18 protein-coding genes are annotated in these 24741 nt (G+C 68.1%); 8 read left to right on the top strand and 10 right to left on the bottom strand.

Going from position 1 to position 24741, the window contains the following annotated elements; genetic code table 11:
- Positions 1-24: 24 nt before the first annotated feature.
- A complete protein-coding gene (locus tag AB4850_RS18370) occupies positions 25-936 on the bottom strand; it encodes a LysR family transcriptional regulator (protein ID WP_414444439.1) in 912 nt (303 codons plus the stop codon).
- Positions 937-1029: 93 nt separating this feature from the next.
- On the opposite strand from AB4850_RS18370, the gene AB4850_RS18365 reads away from it, so the two are divergent.
- The 3 genes from AB4850_RS18365 (at position 1030) to AB4850_RS18355 (ending at position 6967) form a co-directional block, all read left to right on the top strand.
- Entirely contained in the window at positions 1030-4452 is a 3423-nt protein-coding gene (locus tag AB4850_RS18365; protein ID WP_414444438.1) for a molybdopterin-dependent oxidoreductase, read from the top strand.
- A gap of 81 nt (positions 4453-4533) precedes the next feature.
- Positions 4534-5982, top strand: a complete 1449-nt coding sequence (locus AB4850_RS18360; protein WP_414444437.1) for a short-chain fatty acid transporter — start codon at positions 4534-4536, stop codon at positions 5980-5982.
- Positions 5983-6022: 40 nt separating this feature from the next.
- Entirely contained in the window at positions 6023-6967 is a 945-nt protein-coding gene (locus AB4850_RS18355) for an ornithine cyclodeaminase family protein (RefSeq protein WP_414444436.1), read from the top strand.
- A gap of 1 nt (position 6968) precedes the next feature.
- Here AB4850_RS18355 and AB4850_RS18350 read toward each other — a convergent pair whose 3' ends face one another.
- The 3 genes from AB4850_RS18350 to AB4850_RS18340 all read right to left on the bottom strand — a co-directional run bounded on the left by AB4850_RS18350 (position 6969) and on the right by AB4850_RS18340 (position 10636).
- Positions 6969-8081 carry a porin gene (locus tag AB4850_RS18350; protein ID WP_414444435.1) on the bottom strand — a complete coding sequence of 371 codons (1113 nt, stop codon included), beginning with the start codon at positions 8079-8081 and terminating at the stop codon, positions 6969-6971.
- Between the two features lie 233 nt (positions 8082-8314).
- Complete coding sequence (locus AB4850_RS18345; protein WP_414444434.1) at positions 8315-9430, bottom strand: branched-chain amino acid ABC transporter substrate-binding protein; 1116 nt, start codon at positions 9428-9430, stop codon at positions 8315-8317.
- Between the two features lie 144 nt (positions 9431-9574).
- Positions 9575-10636: a proline racemase family protein gene (locus AB4850_RS18340; RefSeq protein WP_414444433.1), complete on the bottom strand. Its 1062-nt coding sequence runs from the start codon at positions 10634-10636 to the stop codon at positions 9575-9577.
- Between the two features lie 158 nt (positions 10637-10794).
- Between AB4850_RS18340 and AB4850_RS18335 the strand changes: the two genes are divergently transcribed.
- The 3 genes from AB4850_RS18335 to AB4850_RS18325 all read left to right on the top strand — a co-directional run bounded on the left by AB4850_RS18335 (position 10795) and on the right by AB4850_RS18325 (position 13958).
- The gene (locus tag AB4850_RS18335; RefSeq protein ID WP_414444432.1) at positions 10795-11508 is read left to right on the top strand and encodes a GntR family transcriptional regulator; all 714 of its coding nucleotides are present in this window, start codon (positions 10795-10797) and stop codon (positions 11506-11508) included.
- A gap of 115 nt (positions 11509-11623) precedes the next feature.
- Complete coding sequence (locus tag AB4850_RS18330) at positions 11624-13390, top strand: tannase/feruloyl esterase family alpha/beta hydrolase (protein ID WP_414444431.1); 1767 nt, start codon at positions 11624-11626, stop codon at positions 13388-13390.
- Between the two features lie 73 nt (positions 13391-13463).
- The gene (locus AB4850_RS18325; protein ID WP_414444430.1) at positions 13464-13958 is read left to right on the top strand and encodes a hypothetical protein; all 495 of its coding nucleotides are present in this window, start codon (positions 13464-13466) and stop codon (positions 13956-13958) included.
- Positions 13959-13981: 23 nt separating this feature from the next.
- Here AB4850_RS18325 and AB4850_RS18320 read toward each other — a convergent pair whose 3' ends face one another.
- A complete protein-coding gene (locus AB4850_RS18320) occupies positions 13982-14593 on the bottom strand; it encodes a PolC-type DNA polymerase III (RefSeq protein WP_414444429.1) in 612 nt (203 codons plus the stop codon).
- A gap of 569 nt (positions 14594-15162) precedes the next feature.
- Here AB4850_RS18320 and aspT point away from each other — a divergent pair.
- Together aspT and AB4850_RS18310 are read left to right on the top strand one after the other, a co-directional pair.
- Positions 15163-16854 (top strand): aspartate-alanine antiporter, encoded by a 1692-nt coding sequence (gene aspT, locus AB4850_RS18315; protein WP_414444428.1) that lies wholly within the window; start codon positions 15163-15165, stop codon positions 16852-16854.
- Positions 16855-16943: 89 nt separating this feature from the next.
- On the top strand, positions 16944-18596 hold the full coding sequence (locus AB4850_RS18310) for a bifunctional aspartate transaminase/aspartate 4-decarboxylase (protein ID WP_414444427.1): 1653 nt from the start codon (positions 16944-16946) through the stop codon (positions 18594-18596).
- A gap of 45 nt (positions 18597-18641) precedes the next feature.
- Here AB4850_RS18310 and pelG read toward each other — a convergent pair whose 3' ends face one another.
- The 5 genes from pelG to AB4850_RS18285 are packed head-to-tail and all read right to left on the bottom strand — an operon-like array spanning position 18642 to position 24686.
- Positions 18642-20015, bottom strand: a complete 1374-nt coding sequence (pelG, locus tag AB4850_RS18305; RefSeq protein ID WP_414444426.1) for an exopolysaccharide Pel transporter PelG — start codon at positions 20013-20015, stop codon at positions 18642-18644.
- Positions 20015-21655: a GT4 family glycosyltransferase PelF gene (pelF, locus tag AB4850_RS18300; RefSeq protein WP_414444425.1), complete on the bottom strand. Its 1641-nt coding sequence runs from the start codon at positions 21653-21655 to the stop codon at positions 20015-20017. The genes pelG and pelF overlap by 1 nt, the downstream gene beginning before the upstream one ends.
- Positions 21652-22683 carry a tetratricopeptide repeat protein gene (locus AB4850_RS18295; RefSeq protein WP_414444424.1) on the bottom strand — a complete coding sequence of 344 codons (1032 nt, stop codon included), beginning with the start codon at positions 22681-22683 and terminating at the stop codon, positions 21652-21654. Before AB4850_RS18295 ends, pelF begins: the two co-directional genes overlap by 4 nt.
- Entirely contained in the window at positions 22676-24085 is a 1410-nt protein-coding gene (locus AB4850_RS18290; RefSeq protein WP_414444423.1) for a PelD GGDEF domain-containing protein, read from the bottom strand. The genes AB4850_RS18295 and AB4850_RS18290 overlap by 8 nt, the downstream gene beginning before the upstream one ends.
- A 58-nt stretch (positions 24086-24143) precedes the next feature.
- Positions 24144-24686, bottom strand: coding sequence for a penicillin-binding protein activator LpoB (locus AB4850_RS18285; RefSeq protein WP_414444422.1), 543 nt, complete (start codon positions 24684-24686; stop codon positions 24144-24146).
- Positions 24687-24741: the final 55 nt, after the last annotated feature.

Raw genomic sequence — 24741 nt, 5'->3', positions numbered from 1 at the left:
GGCCCGGCGGCCATCCGCACAAGCCTATGGGCCGGTTCGTTTCCACGAGCGGAACAGATCCAGCAGCACCCGCACCTGGCGGCTCGGCACGGCGTCGCGACGCCACACCGCGCCGACATCCATGGTCGGCACCTCGACGCTCAGGTCGCGCCGGCTGATGCGGCTGCCTTCCAGCGACCACGGCCGGTAGACCAGGTCCGACAGGATCGTCACGCCCTCGCCGAGCGCCACCAGGCTGCGCACGGCCTCGATCGACTTGCTCTGCATCCGCACGCGCGGCGCGACGCCGAACTTGCCCCAATAGCGGGCAACCGTCTGGACGTGCTCGTCCATGTCGAGCAGCAGGAAATTCTCTTGGGCGACATCTTCGAGCGTGACGCGCTGCGCTTCGAGCAGCGGGTGGTCGGGCGGCGTCCACAGGCGGCGCGGCGAGCGGATCATCGTCTCGCCCTTCAAATCGTCGTGGAGAGCCGTATTCGACACCAGCAACAGCGCCGCGTCCAGTTCTCCTTCGATTAATTGCTGTTCGATGGTCTCCCGGTCGCGTTCGACCACCTCCACCTGGAGGTTGCGGAACCGGCGCGTGACGACCGACATGATGGCCGGCAATAGATAGGCAGAAATGGTTTCCGTCATGCCGATCCGCGCCAGGCCGGCGATCTGCCCCGGTTCCTCCTGCGCCGCCACCACGGCTTCGTCGACCGACTGGCGGGCCTGCTGCACGTGGCGCAGGAAGCGCATGCCGGCATCGGTCAGGCGCACGCCCTTGGCGTGGCGCGACAGCAGCGGCACGCCCACCGCGTCCTCCAGGTTCTGCAGGGCGATCGTCATCGACGACTGCGAGACGTTGCACAGGTTCGACGATTGCGAGATCTGCCCGGTATCGGCCACCGATACGAAGTAGTCGATCTGGCGCAGCGTGATCTGTCTCGGCATGGCGCGCTCCCGGCGTCGAGATATTGAAAAAAACGATATTGCCGGATCAAAAAGATGAATTTGGCGGCGTTTGTGGTTTCGTAGGATCGTCGCATGGAACCCGATACCGCACCTCCCACGCAGGAAAAGAAGGGCTACTGCACGCTCTGCCGGTCGCGCTGCGGCACGATCAACGTCGTGCGCGGCGATCAGTTGACCGAAGTTCGCCCCGACCGCGAGCACCCCACCGGCCACGCGATGTGCCTGAAAGGCAAATCCGCGCCGGAACTGGTGCACAGCCCGCACCGCGTGCTGCATCCGATGCGCCGCACCGCCCCGAAGGATGCGGCCGACCCCGGCTGGGTGCGGATCGGCTGGGACGAGGCGCTCGACGCGATCGCCGACAGGCTCGGCAGCCTGCGCCGCGAGCACGGCGCGGAATCGGTGGCGTTCGGCGTGACCACCCCGAGCGGCACGCCGATGAGCGACAGCATCGACTGGGTCGAGCGCTTCATCTGGTCGTACGGCAGCCCGAATATCTGCTACGCGACGGAAATCTGCAACTGGCACAAGGACGTGGCGCACGCGTTCACGTTCGGCTGCGGCATGCCCACCGCCGATTACCGGCACGCGGAGGTGATCCTGCTGTGGGGCACCAACCCGGCCAATACCTGGCTCGCGCAGGCCGACGCGATCGCCGCGGGCCGCCGCAACGGCGCGAAGCTGATCGTGGTCGACCCGCGCCCGACCGCGCTGGCCCGCGAGGCCGACGTGTGGCTGCGCGTGCAACCGGGCACCGACGCGGCGCTGGCGATGGGCATCGCGCGGCAACTGATCGCCAGCGGCGCCTACGACGACGCGTTCGTGCGCACCTGGACCAACGCGCCGCTGCTGGTGCGCCGCGACACCGGCCGGTTCCTGCGCGAGCGCGATCTCGATCCGCACGCGGCGGCCAACCGCCATCTGATCTGGAACGCCAGGCAAGGCCGCGCCGAAGCGCTCGGCGAGGAAGCCGCCACCACGCCGGCCGATTTCGCGCTCGACGGCACCTACGCGGTGGCGTCGATCCCGTGCGAGCCGGCCTTCGCCTGCTATGCGCGCGCGCTCGACGCGTTCACGCCCGAGCATGTCGAGGCGCTCACCGGCGTGCCGCCCGACGCGCTCGAACGCGCCGCCGCGCTGCTCGCGCCGGGCGCCCGCATCGCCTATCACGCGTGGTCGGGCGTGGGCCAGCACACCAACGCGACGCAGACCGAGCGCGCCATCGCCACGCTCTACGCGCTGACCGGCGCGTTCGACCGGCGCGGCGCGAACCGCGAGTACGTCAAGCAGCCGTCGAACGCGGTCAGCACCTATGCGCTGTGCCCGCCGCAACAGCGCGCCAAGGCGCTGGGCCTCGACGAGCGCCCGCTCGGCCCGCCCGCGCAGGGCTGGGTGACCGCGCGCGACATGTATCGCGCGATGCTCGACGGCGAGCCGTACAAGGTGCGCGCGCTGTTCGCGTTCGGCACCAACCTGCTGGTGTCGCAGCCCGACGCGCAAACGGCCCACGCGGCGCTGAGCCAGCTCGAATTTCATGTGCACTGCGATCTGTACGAAACGCCGTCGTCGCGCTACGCCGACATCTTCCTGCCGATCAACACACCGTGGGAACGCGAGGGCCTGCGGATCGGCTTCGAGATCGACGAGCGCGCGGTGGAACTGGTGCAACTGCGCCAGCGCATGGTCGCGCCGCGCGGCGAAAGCCGAGCCGACTACGACATCGTGTTCGCGCTGGCCACGCGGCTCGGCATGGGCGAGGCGTTCTTCGGCGGCAGCATCGAGGCCGGCTGGAACCACATGCTCGCGCCGCTCGGCCTCGACGTGGCGACGCTGCGCGCACACCCCGAAGGCATCGCGCGCCCGCTCGCGCAGCGCGAACGGCAATACGCGCAGCCGGGCGCCGACGGGCCGCGCGGCTTTCGCACCGAAACGCTGCGCGTGGAGCTGTATTCGGAGAAGCTGCTGCGTCACGGCTATCCGCCCGTGCCGGCCTACGTGCCACCGGCCGGGCTCGCCGCCGGGGCACGCCTGGATCGCGAGGCCTACCCGTACGTGCTGACCTCGACCAAGAACGGCTATTACTGCCACAGCCAGCATCGCGGCGTGACGCGCCTGCGCAAGCGCGCGCCCTATCCGCTGGTCGAGATCAGCGCCACGCTGGCCGCGCGCAAGGGCATCGTCAACGACGACTGGGTGGTGCTGCGCACCGAGCACGGCGCGGCGCGCTTCGTCGCGCGCGTGGAGCCGGCGCTGGCCGACGACGTGCTGATCGCCGAATACGGCTGGTGGCAGGCCTGCGACGAACTCGGCTACGCGGGCTTCGACGCGCGCGGCCCGCTCAACAGCAACTTCAGCAACCTGGTGTCGGGCCGGCAATACGATCCGCTGTCCGGCTCGATGCCGATGCGCGCGCTGGCCTGCGACCTGCAAGCCGATCCGGCGTTCGAGCGCGAGCGCCGCGCGTGGAGCGGCTGGCGCGATTTCGTGGTGACGCACCTGCACGACGAAGCCGAAGGCGTGCGCAGCGTGACGTTGGCCGCGCGCGACGGCGGCGCGCTGCCCGACTACCGGCCGGGGCAGCACGTCACCGTGCACGTCGCCGGGCTCGGCGAACGCGGCACGACGCGCGCCTATTCGCTGGTCGGCGCGGCGCAACAGGCGGGCCGCCGCAGCTACACGATCTCGGTGCGCCACCAGGAACGCGGCGCGATGTCGAGCCATATTCATCGCGCGCTCGCCGAGGGCGACGCCGTGCAGTTGCGCGCGCCCGGCGGCACGTTCGTGCTGCCGCTGCATTCGCGCCAGCCGGTGGTGCTGTTCGCCGGCGGCATCGGCATCACGCCGTTCGTGTCGTATCTGGAATCGCTGGCGCAGGCCGGCGCGCGGCGCGCCCTGCCCGAGGTGTGGCTGTTCTACGCGAACCGCCACGGCGCGGCGCATGCGTTCCGGCAGCGCATCGACGCGTTGCGCGAGGCGCTGCCCACGCTGCGCGTGATCGATTGCTACGCGCATCCGCGGCCCGTCATCGACATCGCCGGTATCGACTATCAACGCACCGGCTATCTGGACGCCGGCGTGGTGGACGCCGCGCTGATCGAGCGCCGCGCGCGCTTCTACCTGTGCGGCCCCGAGCCGATGATGAGCGCGATCATCGACGGCCTCACCGCACGCGGCGTGCCCGCGTTCGACATCTTCAAGGAAGCGTTCCGCTCGCCGGCCATGCCGCGCGGCGATGCTTCGCAGAGCTTCACGATCACGTTCGCGCGCTCGAACCGCAGCGCGCGCTGGACGCCCGCGCACGGCAGCCTGCTGGCGTTCGCCGAAGGCCTCGGCGTGGCGCTGCCCAGCGGCTGCCGCGTCGGCCAGTGCGAAAGCTGCGCGGTGCGGGTGGCGCGCGGCAGCACCGATCACCTGTCGGGGCACGCGCCCGACGAACCCGACATGTGCTTCGCCTGCCAGGCGATCCCGCTGTCGGATCTGGTTCTGGAGGCGTAAGCACGCCACCGGAGCACCGAAGCACTAAATAACCGCACCGCCGCAACCACACAGCCAAAACCACGCAAGGGGGAATTCACCATGGACAAGCTCGCACGAGCCACACCGCCCGAGGCCGCCACGGCCCACGGCAACACGCTGGAACGGCTGGCCGCGCGCGTCACGCGCTGGGCCGAACGCTGGTTCCCCGATGCGTATATCTTCGCGGCGATCGCCGTGATCGTCGTCGCGCTGGGCGCGCTGGCGGTCGGCGCGCCGGCCCAGCGGGTGGGCATCGCGTTCGGCGACGGCTTCTGGAGCCTGATCCCGTTCACGATGCAGATGGCCGTGGTGGCGATCTCCGGCTACGTGGTGGCGGTGTCCCCGCCGGCCTCGAAGGTGATCGCGCGGCTCGCGCAACTGCCGCGCACGGCGCGCGGCGCGGTGATGTTCGTGGCGTTCGTCAGCATCGGCACCTCGCTGTTCAACTGGGCGATCAGCCTGGTGTTCAGCGGCCTGCTGGCCCGCGCGCTGGCGCGCCGCACCGGCCTGCGCATGGATTACCGCGCGGCCGGCGCGGCCGCCTACCTCGGCATGGGCGCGACCTGGGCGCTCGGCCTCAGCTCGGCCGCCGCGCAATTGCAGGCGAACCCCGACAGCCTGCCGAAAACGCTGCTCGCCATCACCGGCGTCATTCCGTTCTCCGAAACGATCTTCCTGCCGCAATCGATGCTGATGGTGGCCGCGCTGACGATCGTCTCGCTGCTGATCGCGGCGTGGTCCGCACCGGTCGGCGAGCGCGCACGCACGGCGCAGGACCTGGGCGTGTCGCTCGACGACATCGATACCCACCTCGAAAAACCGGGCCGCCCCGGCGAATGGCTCGAATACAGCCCGCTCGTGACGATCCTGATCGTGCTGCTCGGCCTGGTGTGGGTCGGCCACGAGTTCACGACGAAGAACCCGCTGCTGGCGATCTCGAACCTGAACACCTACAACTTCGTGTTCATCCTGCTCGGCATGCTGCTGAACTGGCGGCCGCGCCGCTTCCTGAACGCGGTGTCGAAGGCGGTGCCGTCCACGGCCGGCGTGCTGATCCAGTTTCCGCTGTACGGCGGCATCGCGTTCATCCTGACCAAGGCCGCCGCGCCGGGCGGGCTGCCGCTGTCGGAACATCTCGCGCACTTCTTCGTGGCGATCTCGTCGCAGGCGTCGTTTCCCGCCGTAATGGGCGTGTATTCGGCCGTGCTCGGCTTCTTCGTGCCGTCGGGCGGCGGCAAGTGGATCATCGAGGCGCCCTACGTGATCGAGGCGGCCAAGGCGCTGCAGGTGCACCTCGGCTGGTCCGTCACCGTCTACAACGCGGCCGAGGCGCTGCCGAACCTGATCAACCCGTTCTGGATGCTGCCGCTGCTCGGCGTGCTCGGCCTGCGCGCCAAGGACGTGGTCGGCTTCACGTTCACGCAACTGATCGTGCACGTGCCGCTGGTGGTGTTCATGTTGTGGGTGCTCGCGCCGACGCTCGCTTACCACCCGCCCGTGATGCCCTGAAACCCGATTCGAATTTCCGAACTTCCGAACGTCCACAACCATGAAAATTCTCGACTCGATCGCCACGCGCGATGCGCTGCCCTTCCCCGAGCTGATCGACGCGTTGCGCGCGATGTTCGTGGCCGGCTGCCACGTGCCGCTGCGCCACAACCACAAGATCGCCGCCGAGGGCGGCGACGGCACCGTGCTGATCATGCCGGCCTGGCAGGACGGCGGCTATCTGGGCATCAAGACGGTCAACGTGTTCCCGGGCAATGCCGCGCTCGGCCTGCCGGGCCTGCATTCGACCTACGTGCTGTACGACGGCCGCACCGGCGCGCCGCTCGCGCAACTCGACGGCAACGAGATCACCTCGCGCCGCACCGCGGCGGCCTCGGCGCTGGCGGCCGGCTATCTCGCGCGGCCGGACGCCACGCGCATGACGCTGCTCGGCGCGGGGCGCGTCGGCAGCCTGGTGCCGGAAGCGTACCGCGCAGTGCTGCCGATTCATGAAGTGGACGTGTGGGATGCGGTGCCGGCCGCCTCGGCGCGGCTCGTCGCGCACCTGAACGCGCTGGGCTTCGCGGCGCGCGTGGTGGACGACCTGCCGGCCAGCGTCGCGCGCGCCGACGTGGTCACCTGCGCGACGCTCGCCACCGAACCGGTGGTGCGCGGCGAATGGCTCGCGCCGGGCTCGCATCTCGACCTGATCGGCAGCTTCACGCCGGCCATGCGCGAGGCCGACGACGCCTGCTTCGCGCAGGCCAGCCTGTTCGTCGATACGCCCGAGGCATTCCAGAAATCGGGCGACCTGCTCGGGCCGCTCGAACGCAAGGTGATCGGGAATCCAGAACAATGGCCGACGCTGGAAACGCTGTGCCGTGGGCAAGCGCAAGGACGCGCGAACGCGGCCGAGCGCACCGTGTTCAAGGCGGTGGGCACGGCGCTGGAGGATCTGGCGGCGGCGGCGCTGGTCTATGCGCGCCACGCGCCGGCCGCTGCCTGATTCAGAACCGTTCGCGCAAGCCCGCCGCGATCACCATCTGCGTGTTGCCCGAGGCCAGCGGCTGCCGGTTGATGTCGGCCGTCAGCCCGGAACCGCCATCGTGCGCATGCTGATACAGCACGCTGGCGTAAACGTCGGTCAGCTTCGACAGGTTGTAGTCGACCAGCAGCGACGGCTCGAACCAGTTCGGCCGGTGCGTCTGCGCCTTGCTGGTGATCTGCGCGGCCGTGTAGGTCAGCGCGAGCGTGGTGCTCAAGGCCGCCGTGAAGCGGTATTGCGCGTTCAGCTCGAAGTTGTCGAAATGCGCGCTCGCGTCGCCGGTGGCGATGCCGAGCGAGCCGATGCCGTTGATGGTTTGCAGGTGATCGAACTGCGAATGCGTCCAGAGCGCGTCGACGGTGGCGCGCCCGGCACGCCAACGCGCGCCGACGCCGTAGATGCTCTGCCGCTGCGCCACGAACGTGCGGTCGCTCAGCGTGACCGCGCCGTCGGCGTTGGCCGGGCCGGCATCGGTGTCGAGCCGCAGCCAGGCCGCGGCCACCCGCACGCTGCCGAGGTTCCAGGCCGCGCCGACGCTGGCCACGCGATCGTTGGCCGCCGCGCCGGCGTCGTTCGAGAAACCGTACAACGCACTGACTTTCCAGGTGTCCATCGAACCGTAGCTGTACTTCACGGCGTTGTTGACGCGAAAACCGTGGTTCAGGTTGTCGTTGTCGAACACGTGCGCGGCCAGGTTGTCGACCACCGGCTTGTGGATCGGCGCGAGGAAATCGACCACCGAATCGTATTGGCGGCCCACCGTGAGCGTGCCCGCGCGCCGGTCCGCCAGGCCGACCCACGATTCATAGCCGAACAGGCGGTTGTTCTGTGTGGCCGCGCCGGTGCCGGTGTTGAAGCCGTTGACGAGCCGGAAGATCGCCCGCGTCGATTCGCTCAACGGCTCGCTGCCGACGAAGCCCCAATGGCTGCCTTGCAGATCGCCGCTGGTTTCGCGCACGAGCGACTTGCCGCCGGCATTGCTCGTATACGACACGCCCGCCGTCACCACGCCGAACAGCGTGACGCTGCTCTGCGCATGCGCCGCCATGCACCCGGCGGAACACGCGCCCGCCATCAACAGGCGGTTCGAAAACCATTTGCTACGCCATCCGAACTGTTTCCGCACCGGGCGCGTGGGCGCGCCTCGTTCGATTCCCGCTTCCCCTGCCGCCATCTCGCTCACCGCCATCAAGAATGATTTGTCTTCGCAGTCGCATTCTATTTTTGGGGTCCTCAAGAAATCGTCAAGAACCGGCGCGGTTTCGTGACGATTGCGTGACGTCGCGGCAGGGTCATGCCACTACGTCATCAATACGGCGTGAGCTGGTTGTTGCGGAACGTGTAGACGGTGGTAGGCGCACCCTTCAGGTTGCCGTTCGCATCGAACGCGTAATGCCCGGCGATGCCGTCGTAACTGATGCCGGCCAGATACGCGCGGATCTTCTCGCGATCGGTGGTGGTGCCGGTGGCCTCCATCGCCTTGGCGATCATCATCACGCCGTCGTAGAAGTTCGACGCGTACACCAGCATCTCGGTGTGATAGCTGGCCTTGTAGCGCTCGACGAACGCGTGCCCGGCCGGGGTCTTCTCGATCGACGAGCCGCCTTGCGCGCAGAACGCGTTGGCGGACATGTCGCCGGCCAGTTGCGCCAGTTCGGCCGAGCAGATGCCGTCGCCGCCGAGCAGCTTCGACGACACCGCGGCCGAACGCATCTGCTTGAGCATCGGGCCGGCCTGCGCCGCGTAGCCGCCGTAGAAGATCGCTTCCGGCGCCTGCTCCTTGAGCTTGGTCAGGATCGCGCGGAAATCGACGGCGTTCGAGTTCGTGTACTCGCGCGCCACCACCGTCAGGCCGATCCGCTTCGCCTCGGTGATGAACTCCTGCGCGATGCCCTGCCCGTACGCGGTGCGATCGTCGATCACGGCCACTTTCTTGGCCTTCAGCTTGTCCTGCGCGAAATCGGCCATCGAGCTGCCGAGTTGCGCATCGCTCGCGCCGATCCGGAACACCGTGTTGTAGCCCTGCGCCGTCAGCGCCGGATTGGACGCCACCGGCAGGATCGCGACGCCGGCCGACTGATAGATGCGCGCGGCCGGAATCGCCACGCCCGAGTTGTTCGGCCCGAGGATCGCGAGCGCATGGCTGTCGGCCAGCTTCTGCGCGATCTGCACGCCGACCTTCGGGTCGCCCTGGTCGTCTTCCGAATCGAGCACGAGGTGCACCTTCTGGCCGCCGACCGTTAGGCCCTTGGCGTTCAGATCGGCGATCGCGAGCTTCGCGCCGTTCTCGTTATCCTTGCCGCTGCCGGCCTGCGCGCCGGTCAGCGGGCCGGACAGGCCGAGCGTCACGGTGGTGTCGGCCAGCGCCGCCACGGATACCGCGAAAAGACCACATGCTGCAACCAAGCGGGTAAGTGTTTTCATGTCCTGTCCTGCGGGTGAATGCCATCGGGTTGTCGGGGAAAGCGGGCACTGCCGGCGCCAACGCGCGCCGTCCATTCGTATTCCTGATCAAATCGTCTGAACACATCGCCTGGAGCAACGCCGCGAGCGGCGTTGCGGTACGGCTTACTTGCGGGACTTGATCAGCTTGTCGTCCACCGCCTCCAGCCAGGTGTCCGACAGCGTGAAGCCGGTCTGGAAGCGGTCGGTCGGGTCCACGCCGACCTGCGAGATCGCGCTGATCCAGGCCTGCCCCGACACCACCGGCACCACCGCCGGCACGTCGCCGAGCACGGTGGTGGATTCGACGCGGCTCTCGAAGCGCGAGCCGATGATCGACTCGTGCACGAACGTCTCGCCCACCGCGATCTGCCCTTTCGCGTGTATCACCGCGAGCCGCGCCGAGGTGCCGGTGCCGCACGGCGAGCGGTCGCAGCGGCCCGGCGACACGATCACCGTGTTGCGCGAGGTCAGCACGCCGTTCTCGCGGCGCAGCGGCATGACGAATTCGGTCTGCGTGATGCCCTTGATCAGCGGATTGAGCGGGTGCGGCGAAGGCAGTTGCTCGGCCGCCGACGACTTGATGATCTGGCCCAGTTCGCACAATTCGCGCGCCTCGTCGGGCGTCACGCCGAAGCCGAGCGCCTCGGCATCGACGATCACATAGGTCATGCCGCCGTAGCCCACGTCCACCTTCAGCGTGCCCACGCCGGGCACCTCGATCATCGCGTCCAGATGGTTGGCGAACGCCGGCTGGTTCGTGAACTCGACCTTGGTGACCTTGCCGCCCGAACACTCGCAGCGCACCGAGATCAGGCCGGCCGGCGCTTCGAGCACCAGCTCCGTGACCGGCTCGACCATCGGCAGGATGCCGGTTTCGAGCAAAACGGTGACCACGCACATCGTGTTCGAGCCGGACATCGCCGGGTATTCGGTCGATTCGGCGATCACGTAGCCCATCTGCGCGCGCGGGTCGGTGGCCGGCAGGATGATGTTCACGCTCTGGTTGGCCGAGCCGCGCGGCTCGAACAGCGCGATGCGGCGGATGTCGTCGCGGTGCTCCTCCAGGTACATCATCTTCTCGAACATGGTCGCGCCCGGCACGTCGAACACGCCGCCCGTGACGACGTTGCCCACCTCGCCCTCGGCGTGGCAGTTGACCACCGTGAATGTCCTGTTCCAACGCATGACGGAATTCCTCACTGACTGACAGCGCTCGACCAGGCGCCGATCGCCTCGGATATCGAACACTGACTATTGTATCCAATATGCTGTAGTCGATTTTTACTGTCAAGCACCGGGTGCTATGGCATGATTTCGTCTGAATTCAAGGCTCCCCCATCCGTATGCAAGACCTTTCCGATCGCCGTGGCGCCGCCACGTCCCCCGCCGCTTCCGGCAAGCTGGTCCGTACCACCATCGTCGAGCAGGCGGTGGAAATCATCCGTGGCAAGATCCTGCGCGGCGAACTCGCGCCGGGCGACCCGCTGCGCCAGGAGGCGCTGGCCGACGAGCTCGGCATCAGCCGCGTGCCGGTGCGCGAGGCGATCACGCGGCTGCAGGGCGAGGGTTTCGTGACGATCTTTCCGCACAAGGGCGCGTATGTGTGCGGGATTTCGGCCGACGAGGTGCGCGAAACCTTCGAGATCCGCATCCGGCTCGAACCGTGGATCTTCTCGCGCGCGATGGCGCATTCCGACGAAACCACCTACGCCGCCGCGAGCGCGATCGTCGACGAGATGGACCACGCCACCGAAACCACCTGGGGGCAGCTCAACTGGCGCTTCCACGAAACGCTCTACGCGCCGTCCGGGCTGGACCTGGCCATCGACACGCTGCGCCGGCTGAACGACCTGAACGAGCGCTACTTCCGGTTCCAGGTGGTCAACGTGCCGATCCGCGAGAACACCCGCAGCGAGCACCTCGAAATGATCGAACTGAGCCGCGCGCGCGATGCGCGGCGCGGCGCCGTGTTGCTGCGCGAACACCTGCAGCGCGCCATGCAGCAGATCGTGGAAGTGGCCAGCGGCCTGCTGGAGCCGCGCGGGCAGAAGCGCTAGGCAGTCGCGAGCGGGCGATGCACGCGCGCCACAGCGCCTGCCTCGGGCGGTCGAATCTGGCCCTGATCTATGTCATATTGACGCCTCGCTCCCTCACCAACCCGTGTCCGCGGCAATGAACCAGCATCCGGCGCGCCCGCGCCCCGCTCATCGGATCGTCTTCGCACTCGCCCTCGCCGCCGCGACGCTCGCCGCCAGTTCCTCCGCGGCCGCGCAGCACCTCGCCCCTCAGCCTCCCCAGCCGCGCCATTGCCTCGACCTGGCCGGCGTGCAGATTCCCGCCAGCGGGATCGGGCTGCCGACCGACGGCGCGATCGTGCAGACCGCCACGCCGATCGGCGCGACCGCCGTCGGCAACCAGGATGGCGACTATTGCCGGCTGACCGGCGTGATCCGCGCGACCACGGCCGGCACGCCCGACATCCGCTTCGAGTTGAACCTGCCCGCGCGCTGGAACCGCCGCGCGCTGCAATTCGGCGGTGGCGGCTACAACGGCGTGGTGGTGACCGGCACCGGCCCGACGCCGTTCTCGCCCGACATCGCCCCGCTCGCGCAGGGCTACGCCACGTTCGGCGACGATTCCGGCCATATCGGCAACCCCGGCGAAGGTACCTTCGGCCTGCTCGACGAGGCCGTCACCAACTTCGGCTACGCGCACCTGAAGAAGGTGCACGACGTGGCGCGCGCGCTGATCGTGCGCGGCTACGGCCGCTCGCCCGACAGGATGTACTTCGCGGGCGGCTCCACCGGCGGGCGCGAGGCCTACACGGTGATCCAGCGCTACCCCGACGACTACGACGGCGTGATCGCCAACGCGCCCGCGCTGAACTTCACCGGCGTGCGCCTGATGGGCGTGGCGCTCGGCCATGCCGAATACCGCAGGCCGGGCGGCTTCGTGCCGCCCCGGCTGCTGGAGCGCGTGTACGAACGCACGCTGCAGGTGTGCGATGCGCTCGACGGCGTGGCCGACGGCATCGTCAGCGATGTCGAAGCGTGCCGCACCCGCGAGCCCGAGATCATCGATTCGCTGCGCTGCCCGGCGCAGCCTGCGTCGGCGGTGGCAGCGGCTTCGGCCGCGTCGGCCACCGCCGCGCCGCTGGCGAGCGGGATCGTCGCCAGTTCCGGCACCACGGCGCACGGCGCGAGCGCCAGCGGCGGCTGCCTGACCGAGCCGCAGCTCGCGACGCTCGAACTGCTGCGCGACGGGCTGCGCCTGCCCTACCCGCTCGCCTGGAACGTCGGCGGCTATCGCGGCTACAACGTGTTCCAGGGCACCCGCTTCACGAGCGGGCTCGGGCTGGCACACTCGCCGCATCCGCAATCGAATCCCGAGTTCCACGAGAACGGCTACCTGTATGCGCAGGGCGACGCGTATATCCGCTACTTCGTCACGCGCGACACCGCCTTCGACGCGTTCCAGTTCGACGTCATGCGCCCGGGGCGCTACCAGGCGCGGCTCGTGTCGCTGTCGAAGACGATCGGCGCGATGAACCCGGACCTGTCGCGCTTCATCGCGCGCGGCGGCAAGCTGATCACCATGCAGGGGCTGGCCGACGAGGTGATCAGCCCGAACCAGACGATCGCCTATTACGACGGGCTGGTCGCGCGCTACGGGCAGGCGCGCGTGGACGGGTTCATGCGCTTCTACATGGCGCCCGGCTTTCAGCACGGCAACGGCGTGTTCATCCCGTCGGTGGACATGCTCGGCGCGCTCGACCGCTGGGTGTCGCACGACATCTCGCCGGAAACGCTGCTCGCCACCGACATCCTGCCGGCCACCAACGGCCGAACCCGGCCGCTGTGCCGGTATCCGGGGTTTCCGCGTTACGTCGGCCGGGGCAATGTGAACCGGGCGAGCAGTTTCGTGTGCGCGATGTCGTGAGGCGCGCGCGGGACGCCGCCGACGCGATTCGGTCGGCTTGAATAACGAAAAAATGAATCCGAGGCCAGCGGGCATGACACGTCGAGACGTGCACGATTTAGTGATCTTCGCCCGGGGCTGCCTGTATGGCATGGGCGGCAGCTTGCCGTCGGCGCTGCTGCTGGTCTGCGTGTGGATCTTCGCGGGCTACACGTTGGTCGGTGCGTTGCGCTCGACCGGCGACGATGGGATCGGACCTTGCGTGATATCGGTCGCCGCGCTCGTGACGGCCACCTCGGGCTGCGTCGGGCTGTGCCGCGCGCTGGTTCCACCGTGGCGCTCGACCCGGCGCGGCATCGTCAAGACGCTGTTCTGCCTGATCGGCGGGCTGTTCGCGATCAGCCCGCTCTCGTATGCCGAGATCAGCGATATCGTGCGGCGTCATGGCGGACACGAGTTCAGCCCGCTCGACCTGATCGTGTTCGTGTTTGGCGGCCTCGCACTGCTTTATTTCGTCGAGGCGGGCATGACGTTCGCATGGCGGCTGTCGCGACGGATGGGAAACGCGAACGCGCGGGTGCGAGGATAAGCGCCCCAACCGCCCCAACCACCTCAACGCCCGCCCATCGTCCCCAGAAACGTCGCGACATTCGCCTTGCTGGTTTTCTGCAAGCGCGCCATCAGCGCGTGATCGACGCGACTGAGCCCGTAGGTCTGCGCCATGTCGCGTTGCAGACGGCACCACAAATGCCCCGCCATTTCCGCATCGACCATCGCCCGGTGGGCGCGGCCCGTTTTCGGCAGGCGCAGCATGTCGGCCAGATTCGACAGCCGGTGGCTTTGCGCGTGCGGATAGATGCGCCGCGACACCAGCAGCGTGCAGGCGAATTCGTGCGCCGACGACTCGCCGAGTTGCTCGAGCTCCGATTGCCAGAAGCGCCGGTCGAACGCCGCGTTGTGGGCCACCACGGGATGGCGGCCGACGAACGCCGCCGCCTCGCGCATGACGGTGGCCACCGGTGGGGCCGACGCGATCATGTCGTTCGTGATGCCGGTGAGCGCGACCACGTCGGACGGAATGCGCCGCCCGGCGTTCATCAGGCTCTGGTAGCGGTCGACGATCTCGCCGTCGCGCAACAGGATCACGGCGATTTCGGTGGCGCGGTCGCCCTGGGCGGGGGACAGGCCGGTGGTTTCGAAGTCGAGGACGGCTACGGTTTGCATGGTTCCTGGCTGAGACGGCGGGGTTGAGCGGGGCGGCGGCGGGTCGCGAAAAACGAACCCCGTGGAGGATAGCAAATTGATGCCTGGCTGCCTGCTCATCCTGGCCGGCAGGCGAATCGGTCGCACCGGTGCCGGCGCGCGCGCCGTTCGCGCCCGAGCGAAGCGCGCTCACCGTTTCAATCCGCCAATGCCGCCGACCTGCCTGCGCGATTCCCGGTGCAAACGTGTCATGCAAAATCCGAGAGTAACGGCGCATACGCCACTCACTGTTTCAGCAATTCAAACTGTCATCTCGATAAACGCATCATTCAAAGAAAAATCGATATCGGCGCATTCCTGAAACTTGATTCGCCAAGCGGCCTGGCGCACATTATTTTTCTCGTTTTACTGCAACGACTTGCGAATGCCCGCGACGCTTGGGCAGCCGCCCTGAAATCCAAGGCTTCACGAAAGCGAATCGGCAATAAACCGCTCCCGATTTACGGCTATCCTGCGTCAGCAACCCGTCAATGCCGCAACCGGCGAAACATCGAATGTTCTGGTAATTATTTCAAGCACGCGAGGTTCCGATGACTTGGTTACACGACATTTTTCAAAAATCTCCCGAGATCGCATTATTCCTTTCGCTGGCCGTCGGCTACTTCGTCGGGCAGATCAATTTCGGCAAGTTCCAGCTCGGCGGCGTGGGCGGCTCCCTGCTTGCCGCCGTGATGATCAGCCAGGCCGGCGTGACCGTGGACGACGGCATCAAGTCCGTGATGTTCGCGGTATTCATCTACGCGGTGGGCTACGACTCCGGGCCCGGCTTCTTCAATTCGCTGAACCGCAATTCGCTGCGAGAGATCGCGATGGCGCTGTTCCTGGCCGTGTCGGCGCTGCTGACCGTGCTGGTGTGCGCGAAGCTGTTCCATCTGAACAAGGGGCTCGCGGCGGGGCTGGCCGGCGGGGCGCTCACGCAATCGGCGATCATCGGCACGGCCGGCGACGCGATCGCGCGGCTCGGCCTGCCGGCCGATCAGGTCAAATCGATGCAGGCCGATGTCGCGATCGGCTACGCCGTGACCTACGTGTTCGGCTCGCTCGGCGCGATCATCGTATGCGTGAACGTGCTGCCGAAATTCATGGGCCAGGGCCTGCGCGAGGCCGCGCTCGACGCCGAGCGCGAGCTGGCCGGCGGCCACGCCGCCCCCGCTGCCGGCCAGGTGGCCGCGCTGCCCGAACTGGTCGGCCGGGTGTATCGCGTGCGCGCCGCCGCCGGGCGCACCGTGCAGGCGATCGAAGTGGCGCATCGCGATCTGCTCACCATCGAGAAGATCCGGCGCGACGGCAAGGCGCTCGAACCGCGGCCGGACCTCGCGCTGCAAGCCGGCGACGTGGTGCTGCTGGTGGGCCGGCGCGAGGGCATCATCGATGCGGCCGGCACCATCGGCGACGAACTGGCCGGCGCCGACGCCGACGGCTTCGGCGTGGTGATGCAGACGCGCCAATGCGTGTTCACGCGCCGCGGCATGAATCACACCACGATCGCCGCGGTGCGCGCCAACGTCGACCGCGAGCTGCGCCACGGCGTGTTCGTCTCGGCCGTCACGCGCGCGGGCCAGCCTCTGCCGTTGCTGCCCGACACGGCGCTGCTGCACGGCGACGTCGTGACCTTCTACGGCTCGCCGGGCGACACCAAGCGCGCCGTCGATGCGGCCGGCTACGAACTGCCCTACACCAACAAGACCGATTTCATCTACATGAGCGTGGGCCTGGTGGTGGGGCTGCTGCTCGGGCTGATCGTCGCGAACGTGGGCGGCGTGCCGCTCACGCTCGGCTCCGGCGGCGGCTGCCTGCTCGCGGGGCTGCTGTTCGGCTGGATGCGCGGCAAGCATCCGATGTACGGCGTGATGCCGTCGGCCGCGTCGCGGCTGCTGCAGGATTTCGGGCTGGCCGTGTTCGTCGCGGTGGTCGGGCTCAATTCGGGGCTGCGCGCCGTGGCCACCGTGAAGGAAAGCGGCGTGACGATCTTCCTGCTCGGCGTGTTCGTCACGCTGTTCCCGCTGCTGCTGACCATGCTGTTCGGCCGCTACGTGCTGCGCTACCGCAACGCGGCGATCCTGGCCGGCGCGCTGAGCGGCTCGCGCAGCGCGAACCCGGCCTTCGGCGGGATTCTCGACAAGGCCGAAAGCGCCGTGCCCACCGTGCCGTTCGCCATCACCTATGCCGTGGCGAACGTGCTGCTGACGCTGCTCGGCCCGCTGGTGGTGGGGCTGGTATAGCGCATCCGGTTTTCATCATCCCGCAACGTGTGTCGCGCCGGCCGCTACCGAAGCAACCACGAGCGACCACTCACGATGGAGTCCTTATCATGGCCAAAGACAAGCGCAAATCCGACGACCGGGCAAAGCTCGCGGCACTGAGCCCGTTCGAACTGAAGGACGAACTGATCAAGGCGGCCGGCGGCGCCGCCGTCGAACGCCCCGCCAACACCGCGATGCTCAACGCCGGGCGCGGCAACCCGAACTTCCTCGCCACCATTCCGCGTCACGGCTTCTGGCAGCTCGGCCTGTTCGCGATGCGCGAATCCGAGCGCTCGTTCGCCTACATGCCGGAGGGCGTGGGCGGCTTTCCGCAGCGCGACGGCATCGTGGAGCGCTTCGAACTGTTTCTGCGCGAGGAAAAGGACAAGCCCGGCATCGGCTTCCTGCGCGGCGCGGTGTCGTACGTGCGCGATCAGCTCGGCCTGTCCGCCAGCGATTTCCTGTACGAGATGTGCGAGGGCATCCTCGGCTCGAACTACCCGGTGCCGGACCGCATGCTGAGTTTGTCCGAGCAGATCGTCGGGCAGTATCTGCGCCGCGAGATGATCGGCAAGCATCCGTTCGTGGGCGAGTTCGACGTGTTCGCGGTGGAAGGCGGCACCGCCGCGATGACCTACATCTTCAACACGATGCGCGAAAACCGGCTGATCCAGCCCGGCGACACGATCGCGCTGGGCATGCCGATCTTCACGCCGTACATCGAGATTCCGAAGCTCAACGATTACCAGTTGAACGTCGTGCATCTCGATGCGTCGGTCGAGAACAACTGGCAATACTCGAACGCGGAACTCGACAAGCTGCGCGACCCGAAGGTGAAGGCGTTCTTCCTCGTCAACCCGAGCAATCCGCCCTCGGTGAAGATCAGCGACGAGAGCCTGCGCTACCTCGCGGAAATCGTCGAGGCGCGGCCCGACCTGATCCTGCTGACCGACGACGTGTACGGCACCTTCGCCGACGATTTCGTCTCCCTGTTCGCGCTCGCGCCGAAGAACACGATCCTCGTGTATTCGTACTCGAAGTATTTCGGCGCGACCGGCTGGCGGCTAGGCACCATCGCCACGCATCGCGACAACGTGCTCGATCGCCTGATCGGCGAACTGCCGAAGGCGGTCAAGCGCGAGCTGCACACGCGCTACGAATCGATCACGACCGACCCCGATTCGCTCAAGTTCATCGACCGGCTGGTGGCCGACAGCCGCACCGTGGCGCTCAATCACACGGCGGGCCTGTCGACGCCGCAGCAGGTGCAGATGGTGCTGTTCTCGCTGTTCTCGCTGATGGATACGCCCGACGCGTACAAGAACGCGCTGAAGCGCCTGATCCGCAGCCGCAAGCGCGCGCTGTACGAGGAAGTGGGCATTTCGTTCGCCGACGACGATCCGAACCAGGTGGACTACTACACCATCCTCGACCTCGAATTCCTCGGCGAGCAGGCGTTCGGCCGCGAGTTCGTGGATTGGCTGTTCAAGAACACCGAGCCGTCGGATCTGCTGTTCCGGCTCGCCAGCGACGCGCGCGTGGTGCTGCTGCCGGGGCGCGGCTTCGGCACCGCGCACCCGTCGGGGCGCGTGTCGCTCGCGAACCTGAACGAATCCGACTATCGCCAGATCGGCCGCGCGCTGCGCAAGCTGATCGAGGAATACGTCGAGCGCTTCAACGCCGATACCGGCAAGAAGCTCGATAGCGGGAAGGTCAAGTAAGCGCGGCGCACGCGCGCGCGGCGGCGGGCCTCACCCGCCCCGCGCTCAGTTGTGCAGCATGTAGGTTTCGTATTCGAGCCGCGAGAACTTGCGGTCGAGCACCAGCACCGCCACCACCACGAGCACCAGCAAGGTGGCCGCGAAACCGTAGCCGTACGCGTTCGGGCTCATCTGCAGCGTGACCCAGGTGAGCACCCCGTTCAGCAGCGCGAAGGCCGCGCACAGGCGCAGCACCGTGCCGCGCGCATCGAGATAGAAGAACACGTTCAGCAGGCCGAGCAGCACCACCTGCAGGCTGGCCGCGATCGCGTCGACCGTCAGCAGCGGCATGTAGAGCGTGGAAATGTGCAGCGCCTGCAGCAGGTTGCTGCCGAACGCCACGATCAGCAGCAGCACGATCGCCTGGATCTTGACGATCTCGTACAGGCCCGAGCGCACGCTGCTCACCATCATGTCGCGCATGTCGTTGATATGGCGCAGCGTCGCGCCCTTGCGCACCGCGTCGTAGAACGCATCGTAGTACTCGACGAAATCGGTTTCGATACGCACCAGGAACGCCGCCATGCCCGGCATCACGCACACGTAGGCGATGAACACCGGCATGTCGTAGATCACCGACGCGCGCAGCGGCCCGATCACCGGCGCGCTGGTGCCGGCCGAATACCAGAACATGAACTTGTCGATCCACACGCCCAGGTTGAACAGAAAACCGACCATCGCGAGCGACGGATACGCGAAGCGCCGGTCGAACGCCTCGAACGAGATCAGCCGGCCGCCGCGATAGCCGCGGTAGATCAGCCCCGACAGGCCGGCGAGCAGCACCACGTGCCCGGCGACGAAACCGCCTAGCAGGCCCGCCAGCCCGTGCCGGTTCAGCAACAGCGCGAACCCGACCGTGCAGCCGTAGCCGGCCATGAACGTGTAGAGAATCTGCCGGTACTGCTTGACGCTCGACAGGAAGATCACCGAGATCCAGATGTTGCTCAACACCACGAAGCCCACCACCATCAGCACGCGATACGCGAGCGTCTCGCCGCGAAAGCCGAGCGCCATCGCGACGCTGGCGAACAGCCCGGCGGCCAGCGTCGTCACCAGCACCACGCCGTTGTAGTTCGACAGCACGAGATCGTCGCGCTTCTCGAACAGGCGATCCGAGATGAAGCGCGTGAACGCGAGCTGCAACGGCCCCGTGAGGATCAGGCTCAAGGCGATCAGGTAGGTGACCGACACCTGGAACTGCACGATCGCGAACTTCGGGATCACCACCGCCAGGCTCATCACGCCGATCAGCAGGATGCCGAAGATCGACAAAATCAGCGGCCCCGAGCTGATCAGGCCCGCGTACGCATAGGCGCGCGCGGCGCCGAACAAGCTGTCCTTGCGCAGGATCTTGCGCAACTCGAAACCGATCCCGGCCATCAGCGGCTCTCCTTCGCGGGCTTGGCGCCATGCGGCACCGGGCAGCCGCCCATTGCGTCCGCCGCGCCCGCCGCCGGCCGTGCATCGGGCGCGGCGGCGAGCTGGGTGTAGAGCGCGGCGTAGCGCTCCGTCATCTGCGCCTTGGTGTAGTAGCGGCGCACCCGCGCGAGGCCGGCCTGCTGCGCGGCGCGCCAGCGCGTGTCGTCATCGAGCAGCGCCAGCGCGGCCCGCGCGAATTGCGCCGGATCGGCGATCGGCACGACCGCGCCGGCGCTGCCGAGCGCGCGATCCTCGTCGCCGTAGCCCTCGATCAGCTGGCGGCACGAGCCGACATCGGTGGTGATCGACGGCACCCCGGCCGCGAAGCCCTCCAGCACCACCAGCGGCAAGGCCTCGCTGATCGACGACAGCGCGATCAGATCGACCTTCGGCAGCACCGCATCGATGCGCTGAAAGCCGAGAAACTTCACGCGCGAGGCCAGCCCCAGGCTCTCGACCAGCGCGCGGCATTCGAGCGCGTAGGCCGGATCTTCCTCCTCCGGGCCGACGATCCAGCCTTCGATGTCCGGCATGCTGTGCGACGCGACGAACATCGCGCGAATGAAGGTCTTGATGTCCTTGATCGGCACCACCCGGCCGATCAGCGCGACCACGCGGCGCGGGCCGTCGATGCGTCGCTCGACCAGCGGCGCCAGCGCCGCCACATCGACACCGTTGGGAATGCTGCGGGTTTTCGCGGCGGGCGCGCCGTCGGCGATCTGGCGCAGCCGGTTCGCTTCGTACAGCGCGACGATCTCGTCGGCGGCGTCGTATGCGAGCCGGCCGAGCGCCTCGAAGAAGCGCACCCACAGCTCGCGGAAGTAGCTGATGCGCGAGATGTCGCGCTCGAACGCGCCGCGATTGTCGCGAATCCACTGGCTCTGCAACAGATCGATCTTGCGTTCCTTCGTATAGATACCGTGTTCGGACACCAGCAGCGGCCGCCCGCTGCGGTAGTGCAGCAGCGTGCCGAGAAAGCCGGCGTAACCGGTGGACACCGTGTGATACACGCGCGCCGGCGGCAATTGCTCGGCCACGTTCGCCAGTTGCCACAGCGGCTTGTGCATGATCCGCACGGTCCAGAAGTAATCGGTAAACGACGGGTCCGTGCAGTGCCGCTCGTACTGATCGACGATGAAATCCCAGGCGGCGCGGCTGGTCGAGAACTGCTTCTCGTTGAGCGTGCCGTGCGCGCCGAGCGTGGGCGCCATCTGCGCCATCAACGCGGCCACGCTCGTGCTGCTGTCGCCGCCCGCGCCCTGCCGGCCGTTCGCGCCGCGCAGCGCTTCGTGCAGCCGCGCCGATTGCGCGAACGCGGCCGGGTCGCCCGCGACCTCGCGCGGCTTGTGCTCGACGCCGGCGGCCGTCGCGTACAGGTAATGCGCCTCGAAATGCACGACGTTGTCGGGCAGCGCGTACGCGGCGCCCTGGTAATCCTCCTCGCGGCTGCCGATGAACACCACGGCGAAGCGCAGGTGCGGATACGCGCGCAGCATCTCGTTGACCCAGCTCGACACGCCGCCGCGCACGAACGGGAACGTGCCCTCCAGCAGCAGGCAGACATCGGCTTCGGCGGCGCGCCGGTTCAGGGACGGATTCATCGGGACCAGTAGGTGACAATCGGTTTGAGCGTCGGCAGCACCGCGGCGTTGCCGAGCGAGGCGAGCAGCTCGCGCGTGAGCGCGTAATCGCCGCGCAGGAACGCGACCTCGGCGAGCCACGGCGTCAGGCGCTCGCGTGGAAAACCGAGTTCGAGCGCGCGCGCCATCGCCACGCCCGCATCGTCGGGGCGGCCCTCGGCGAGCGCGAGACGGCCGAGGATCAGCCACAGCGCGGCATCGCGCTCGTCCACCTCGAGCGCGGCGCGCGCGTACCGTTCGGCCTGCGCCAGCGTGTGCCGGTACACGGCGCCTTGCACCAGGCTCTGGTAGATCAGTTCGAAATACAGTTCGGCAAGCTGCCGGTTCAGCGCGTAGCGCTCGGCATCCGTTGCGGCTTTCGCAAGCGCCTGCCCCATCGCGTAGATCTTCTGCATGATCTCGTTCTCGGCATGATCGAGCGTGCCGTACGCGATCAGCCGCACGTCCTCCACCGGATCGGCCAGCAATTCGCGCAGCAGGCTGCCGGTGGTGCGGGTCGGCATGCTCTGGATCGCGACCAGCGCGGTCAGCCGGTCGGTGGACGACACCTGCGTGTTGACGAGCCGTGCCTGCAAGCGCGCGCCGCCGCCGTGCGCGACGCGCGACACCAGATGCGTGATGAACTCGGGGCGGCCCACCTCGGCGAGCCGGTCGTTCTCGCGCTCGGCCGGAAACCACGCCGCCCAGGCGCAACTCGCGAGCACCAGCAGGCCGCCCGCGAGCGGCATGAACATCAGCAGCGCCCACAGCAGCCAGAGCGTCGCGCGGCGCGGCTCGCGGTAGCGCGCCGGCAGGATCGGGCGCAGCAGCCAGGCCTGCACGGCGGCGGCGAGCGCCTGCAACGCGAGGCCGGCCAGGAACGGATCGAGGTGCGCGCCGGCCCGCTCGCACGCCCACCAGGCGAGCGCCTCCACCAGCAGGCAAGCCAGCGCGCGCAGCACGCCTGCGAGGAAGGCGACCAGGGAGACGAAGGCGGCGGGCTTAGACATCGGCGCCGCTGCGCTTGAGCAGGCGCTGCAAGGCCGCGCCCGGTTCGAGCGCGCCCAGGTGCAGCGTGTGCACGCCGATATGCGCGCGTTCCATGTCGAGCCCGAACTGCGCGTCGAGACTGTTTTCGATCCGCGCCAGGTAGCCGTCGACGCCGGTCGTATCGGTGGCCGGCATCAGGTTCACCAGCACCGAATGCGAGGCGGTCTGCAGCGGCCACATCAGGTCGAGCGCGCGGCGGCGGCGCAGCACGTGCTCGAACAGCGAATCGCCCTCCTCGCCGCGCGGAAACGCCAGCGCCACCAGCGACGACGCAATGCCCGCGTCGCGCTGCAAGCGCGAGAGGCGGCCGAGATCGAGCGCGAAGTCGTACGGGCAGCCCGGCACGTCGGCGAGAATGCCGCGCACCACGCTCGCATGCTCGACGCCGTCGGCGTAATACGCGAGCAGCACCAGCAGCAGTTGCAGGCTGTCGAAGTTCAGCGACAGGAACGGCATGCGCCGCACCACCAGCAGCGCGATCACCTCGCCGTCGGCGCTCACCAGCGGCGCGCACACCAGGTAATCGGTTTGCGCGATGTCGGCGCTTTCGCCGCGCAAGTGCGCGACGCTCCTGGTGCGCAGCGCGTGCAGCACCAGATCGTCGCTCGCGACCAGCGAGAACGCGTCGCCGACATGCGCCACCGCCTCGGTCGCGGGCCGGTCGTCGCGCACCGGAAACACCGCGCCGATCTCGATCTGGCACACCTGCGCCACGAATTCGAGCATCCCCGCCACCGACGGCAGCGCGCGCAGCGGCGCGGGGGCCTCGGCCGGGCCTCGCGGCTCGGCGCTGACCGACAGGCGCCGCAGTTCGGTGATCGAGTCGCGCAGCGTGGTGGGCTTCGACAGCAGATCCTTTTCGAGCCGTTCGTGCGACAGGCGCATCAGGTAGTGGCTGTTGGTGATCGCGACAAGCCGTTCGTTCAGATAGTCGTTGATGGTCGAGGCGCGCCGCGCCCGATGGCCCCAGGTGTCGCCGAAATGGCCGGCGATCACCGTCTGCAGCAGGCCGCCCGCGAACATCATCACGGGCCACGGCGCGCCCGGCGGATAGCCGAGCTTCCAGGCGGCCACCATCAGCGCGCCGCCGAACAGCCCGAGCAGCGTGCCGTAGCGCAGCGCGACGATCATCGGCGCGAACCACAACCACGGAAAACCCGCCTGCAACAGCAGCGGATCGTGCGGCGAACACAGGCGGCTCACGGCCAGCACCAGCGCGACGAACCCGGCGGCCTCGACGATCGCGAACGGCCGCGCGACGGCCGGCGCGATAAACCGGCGCATCGGGCCGAGACGGCCCAGCGCGTTGGAGCTGCGCGTCTTCGACGCGTCGGCGGCGGATTGCATCGCGGCGGGATTCACGGCCGGTTCCTTTTCATGAGTTCGGAAGCGCGAGGGCGAACGCGTGGCGCACCCGGCCTCAACGGCGCGGCGCGAGCGGCGCGAGCACCTTCGCGATCAGCCCGGTGGCCACGCCCGCGAGGCTCGAACGGCTCCAGCCGTTGCGCGTGCCGGTGGCGCTCCAGACCACCTTGCCGGTGTTCACGTCGGTCAGCTCGAACGTGAGGCCGACCACCGGCTCGCCGTCCACGCCGGTTTTATAGCGCCATTCCTCGACCGAGCCGGACAGCACGTAGCGAATTTGCTGCGACTGCGCCCACGCCAGCTTCTGCTGGCCGTCGCTGCGCTGCGCGGTGTCGAACAGCGCGCTCGAACCCGCGTCGTCCGGCGCGAAGCGCACGTCCGCGAGGCCGTCGGCGCGCAGCACGTTGGCCGCGATCGACGCCGCGCTCTGGCCGGCCGACGGCGTTTCGGTGTAGTTCGCGATCGCCCCGACCGCCACCGCATCGTGTGCCTGCAAGGCCGGCGCGGCGGTACCCTTCAGCGTGCCGCAGCCCGCCAGCAGCAGCGTTGCCGTGGCCGCCGCCGCGCACCACGAGAGGGCCCGCTTGCTTCGTTCCATTCCACTCATTGCCCTGCTCCTTCGTTTCATGTCGTCATTCGTTCGGCGCGCACGG

This window comes from Burkholderia sp. 22PA0106 (assembly GCF_047497155.1).
Lineage (GTDB): Bacteria > Pseudomonadota > Gammaproteobacteria > Burkholderiales > Burkholderiaceae > Burkholderia.
This window is presented reverse-complemented; position numbering and strand designations above follow the sequence as displayed.

Coding starts and splice junctions, on each gene's coding strand:
- AB4850_RS18285 (WP_414444422.1), bottom strand. CDS start 24,686: ATGGAACGAAGCAAGCGGGCCCTCTCGTGGTGCGCGGCGGCGGCCACG.
- AB4850_RS18345 (WP_414444434.1), bottom strand. CDS start 9,430: ATGAAAACACTTACCCGCTTGGTTGCAGCATGTGGTCTTTTCGCGGTA.
- pelG (WP_414444426.1), bottom strand. CDS start 20,015: ATGGCCGGGATCGGTTTCGAGTTGCGCAAGATCCTGCGCAAGGACAGC.
- AB4850_RS18350 (WP_414444435.1), bottom strand. CDS start 8,081: ATGGCGGGCGCGTGTTCCGCCGGGTGCATGGCGGCGCATGCGCAGAGC.
- AB4850_RS18310 (WP_414444427.1), top strand. CDS start 16,944: ATGGCCAAAGACAAGCGCAAATCCGACGACCGGGCAAAGCTCGCGGCA.
- AB4850_RS18320 (WP_414444429.1), bottom strand. CDS start 14,593: ATGCAAACCGTAGCCGTCCTCGACTTCGAAACCACCGGCCTGTCCCCC.
- AB4850_RS18360 (WP_414444437.1), top strand. CDS start 4,534: ATGGACAAGCTCGCACGAGCCACACCGCCCGAGGCCGCCACGGCCCAC.
- AB4850_RS18295 (WP_414444424.1), bottom strand. CDS start 22,683: ATGTCTAAGCCCGCCGCCTTCGTCTCCCTGGTCGCCTTCCTCGCAGGC.
- AB4850_RS18365 (WP_414444438.1), top strand. CDS start 1,030: ATGGAACCCGATACCGCACCTCCCACGCAGGAAAAGAAGGGCTACTGC.
- AB4850_RS18335 (WP_414444432.1), top strand. CDS start 10,795: ATGCAAGACCTTTCCGATCGCCGTGGCGCCGCCACGTCCCCCGCCGCT.
- AB4850_RS18340 (WP_414444433.1), bottom strand. CDS start 10,636: ATGCGTTGGAACAGGACATTCACGGTGGTCAACTGCCACGCCGAGGGC.
- AB4850_RS18325 (WP_414444430.1), top strand. CDS start 13,464: ATGACACGTCGAGACGTGCACGATTTAGTGATCTTCGCCCGGGGCTGC.
- AB4850_RS18370 (WP_414444439.1), bottom strand. CDS start 936: ATGCCGAGACAGATCACGCTGCGCCAGATCGACTACTTCGTATCGGTG.
- aspT (WP_414444428.1), top strand. CDS start 15,163: ATGACTTGGTTACACGACATTTTTCAAAAATCTCCCGAGATCGCATTA.
- AB4850_RS18355 (WP_414444436.1), top strand. CDS start 6,023: ATGAAAATTCTCGACTCGATCGCCACGCGCGATGCGCTGCCCTTCCCC.
- pelF (WP_414444425.1), bottom strand. CDS start 21,655: ATGAATCCGTCCCTGAACCGGCGCGCCGCCGAAGCCGATGTCTGCCTG.
- AB4850_RS18330 (WP_414444431.1), top strand. CDS start 11,624: ATGAACCAGCATCCGGCGCGCCCGCGCCCCGCTCATCGGATCGTCTTC.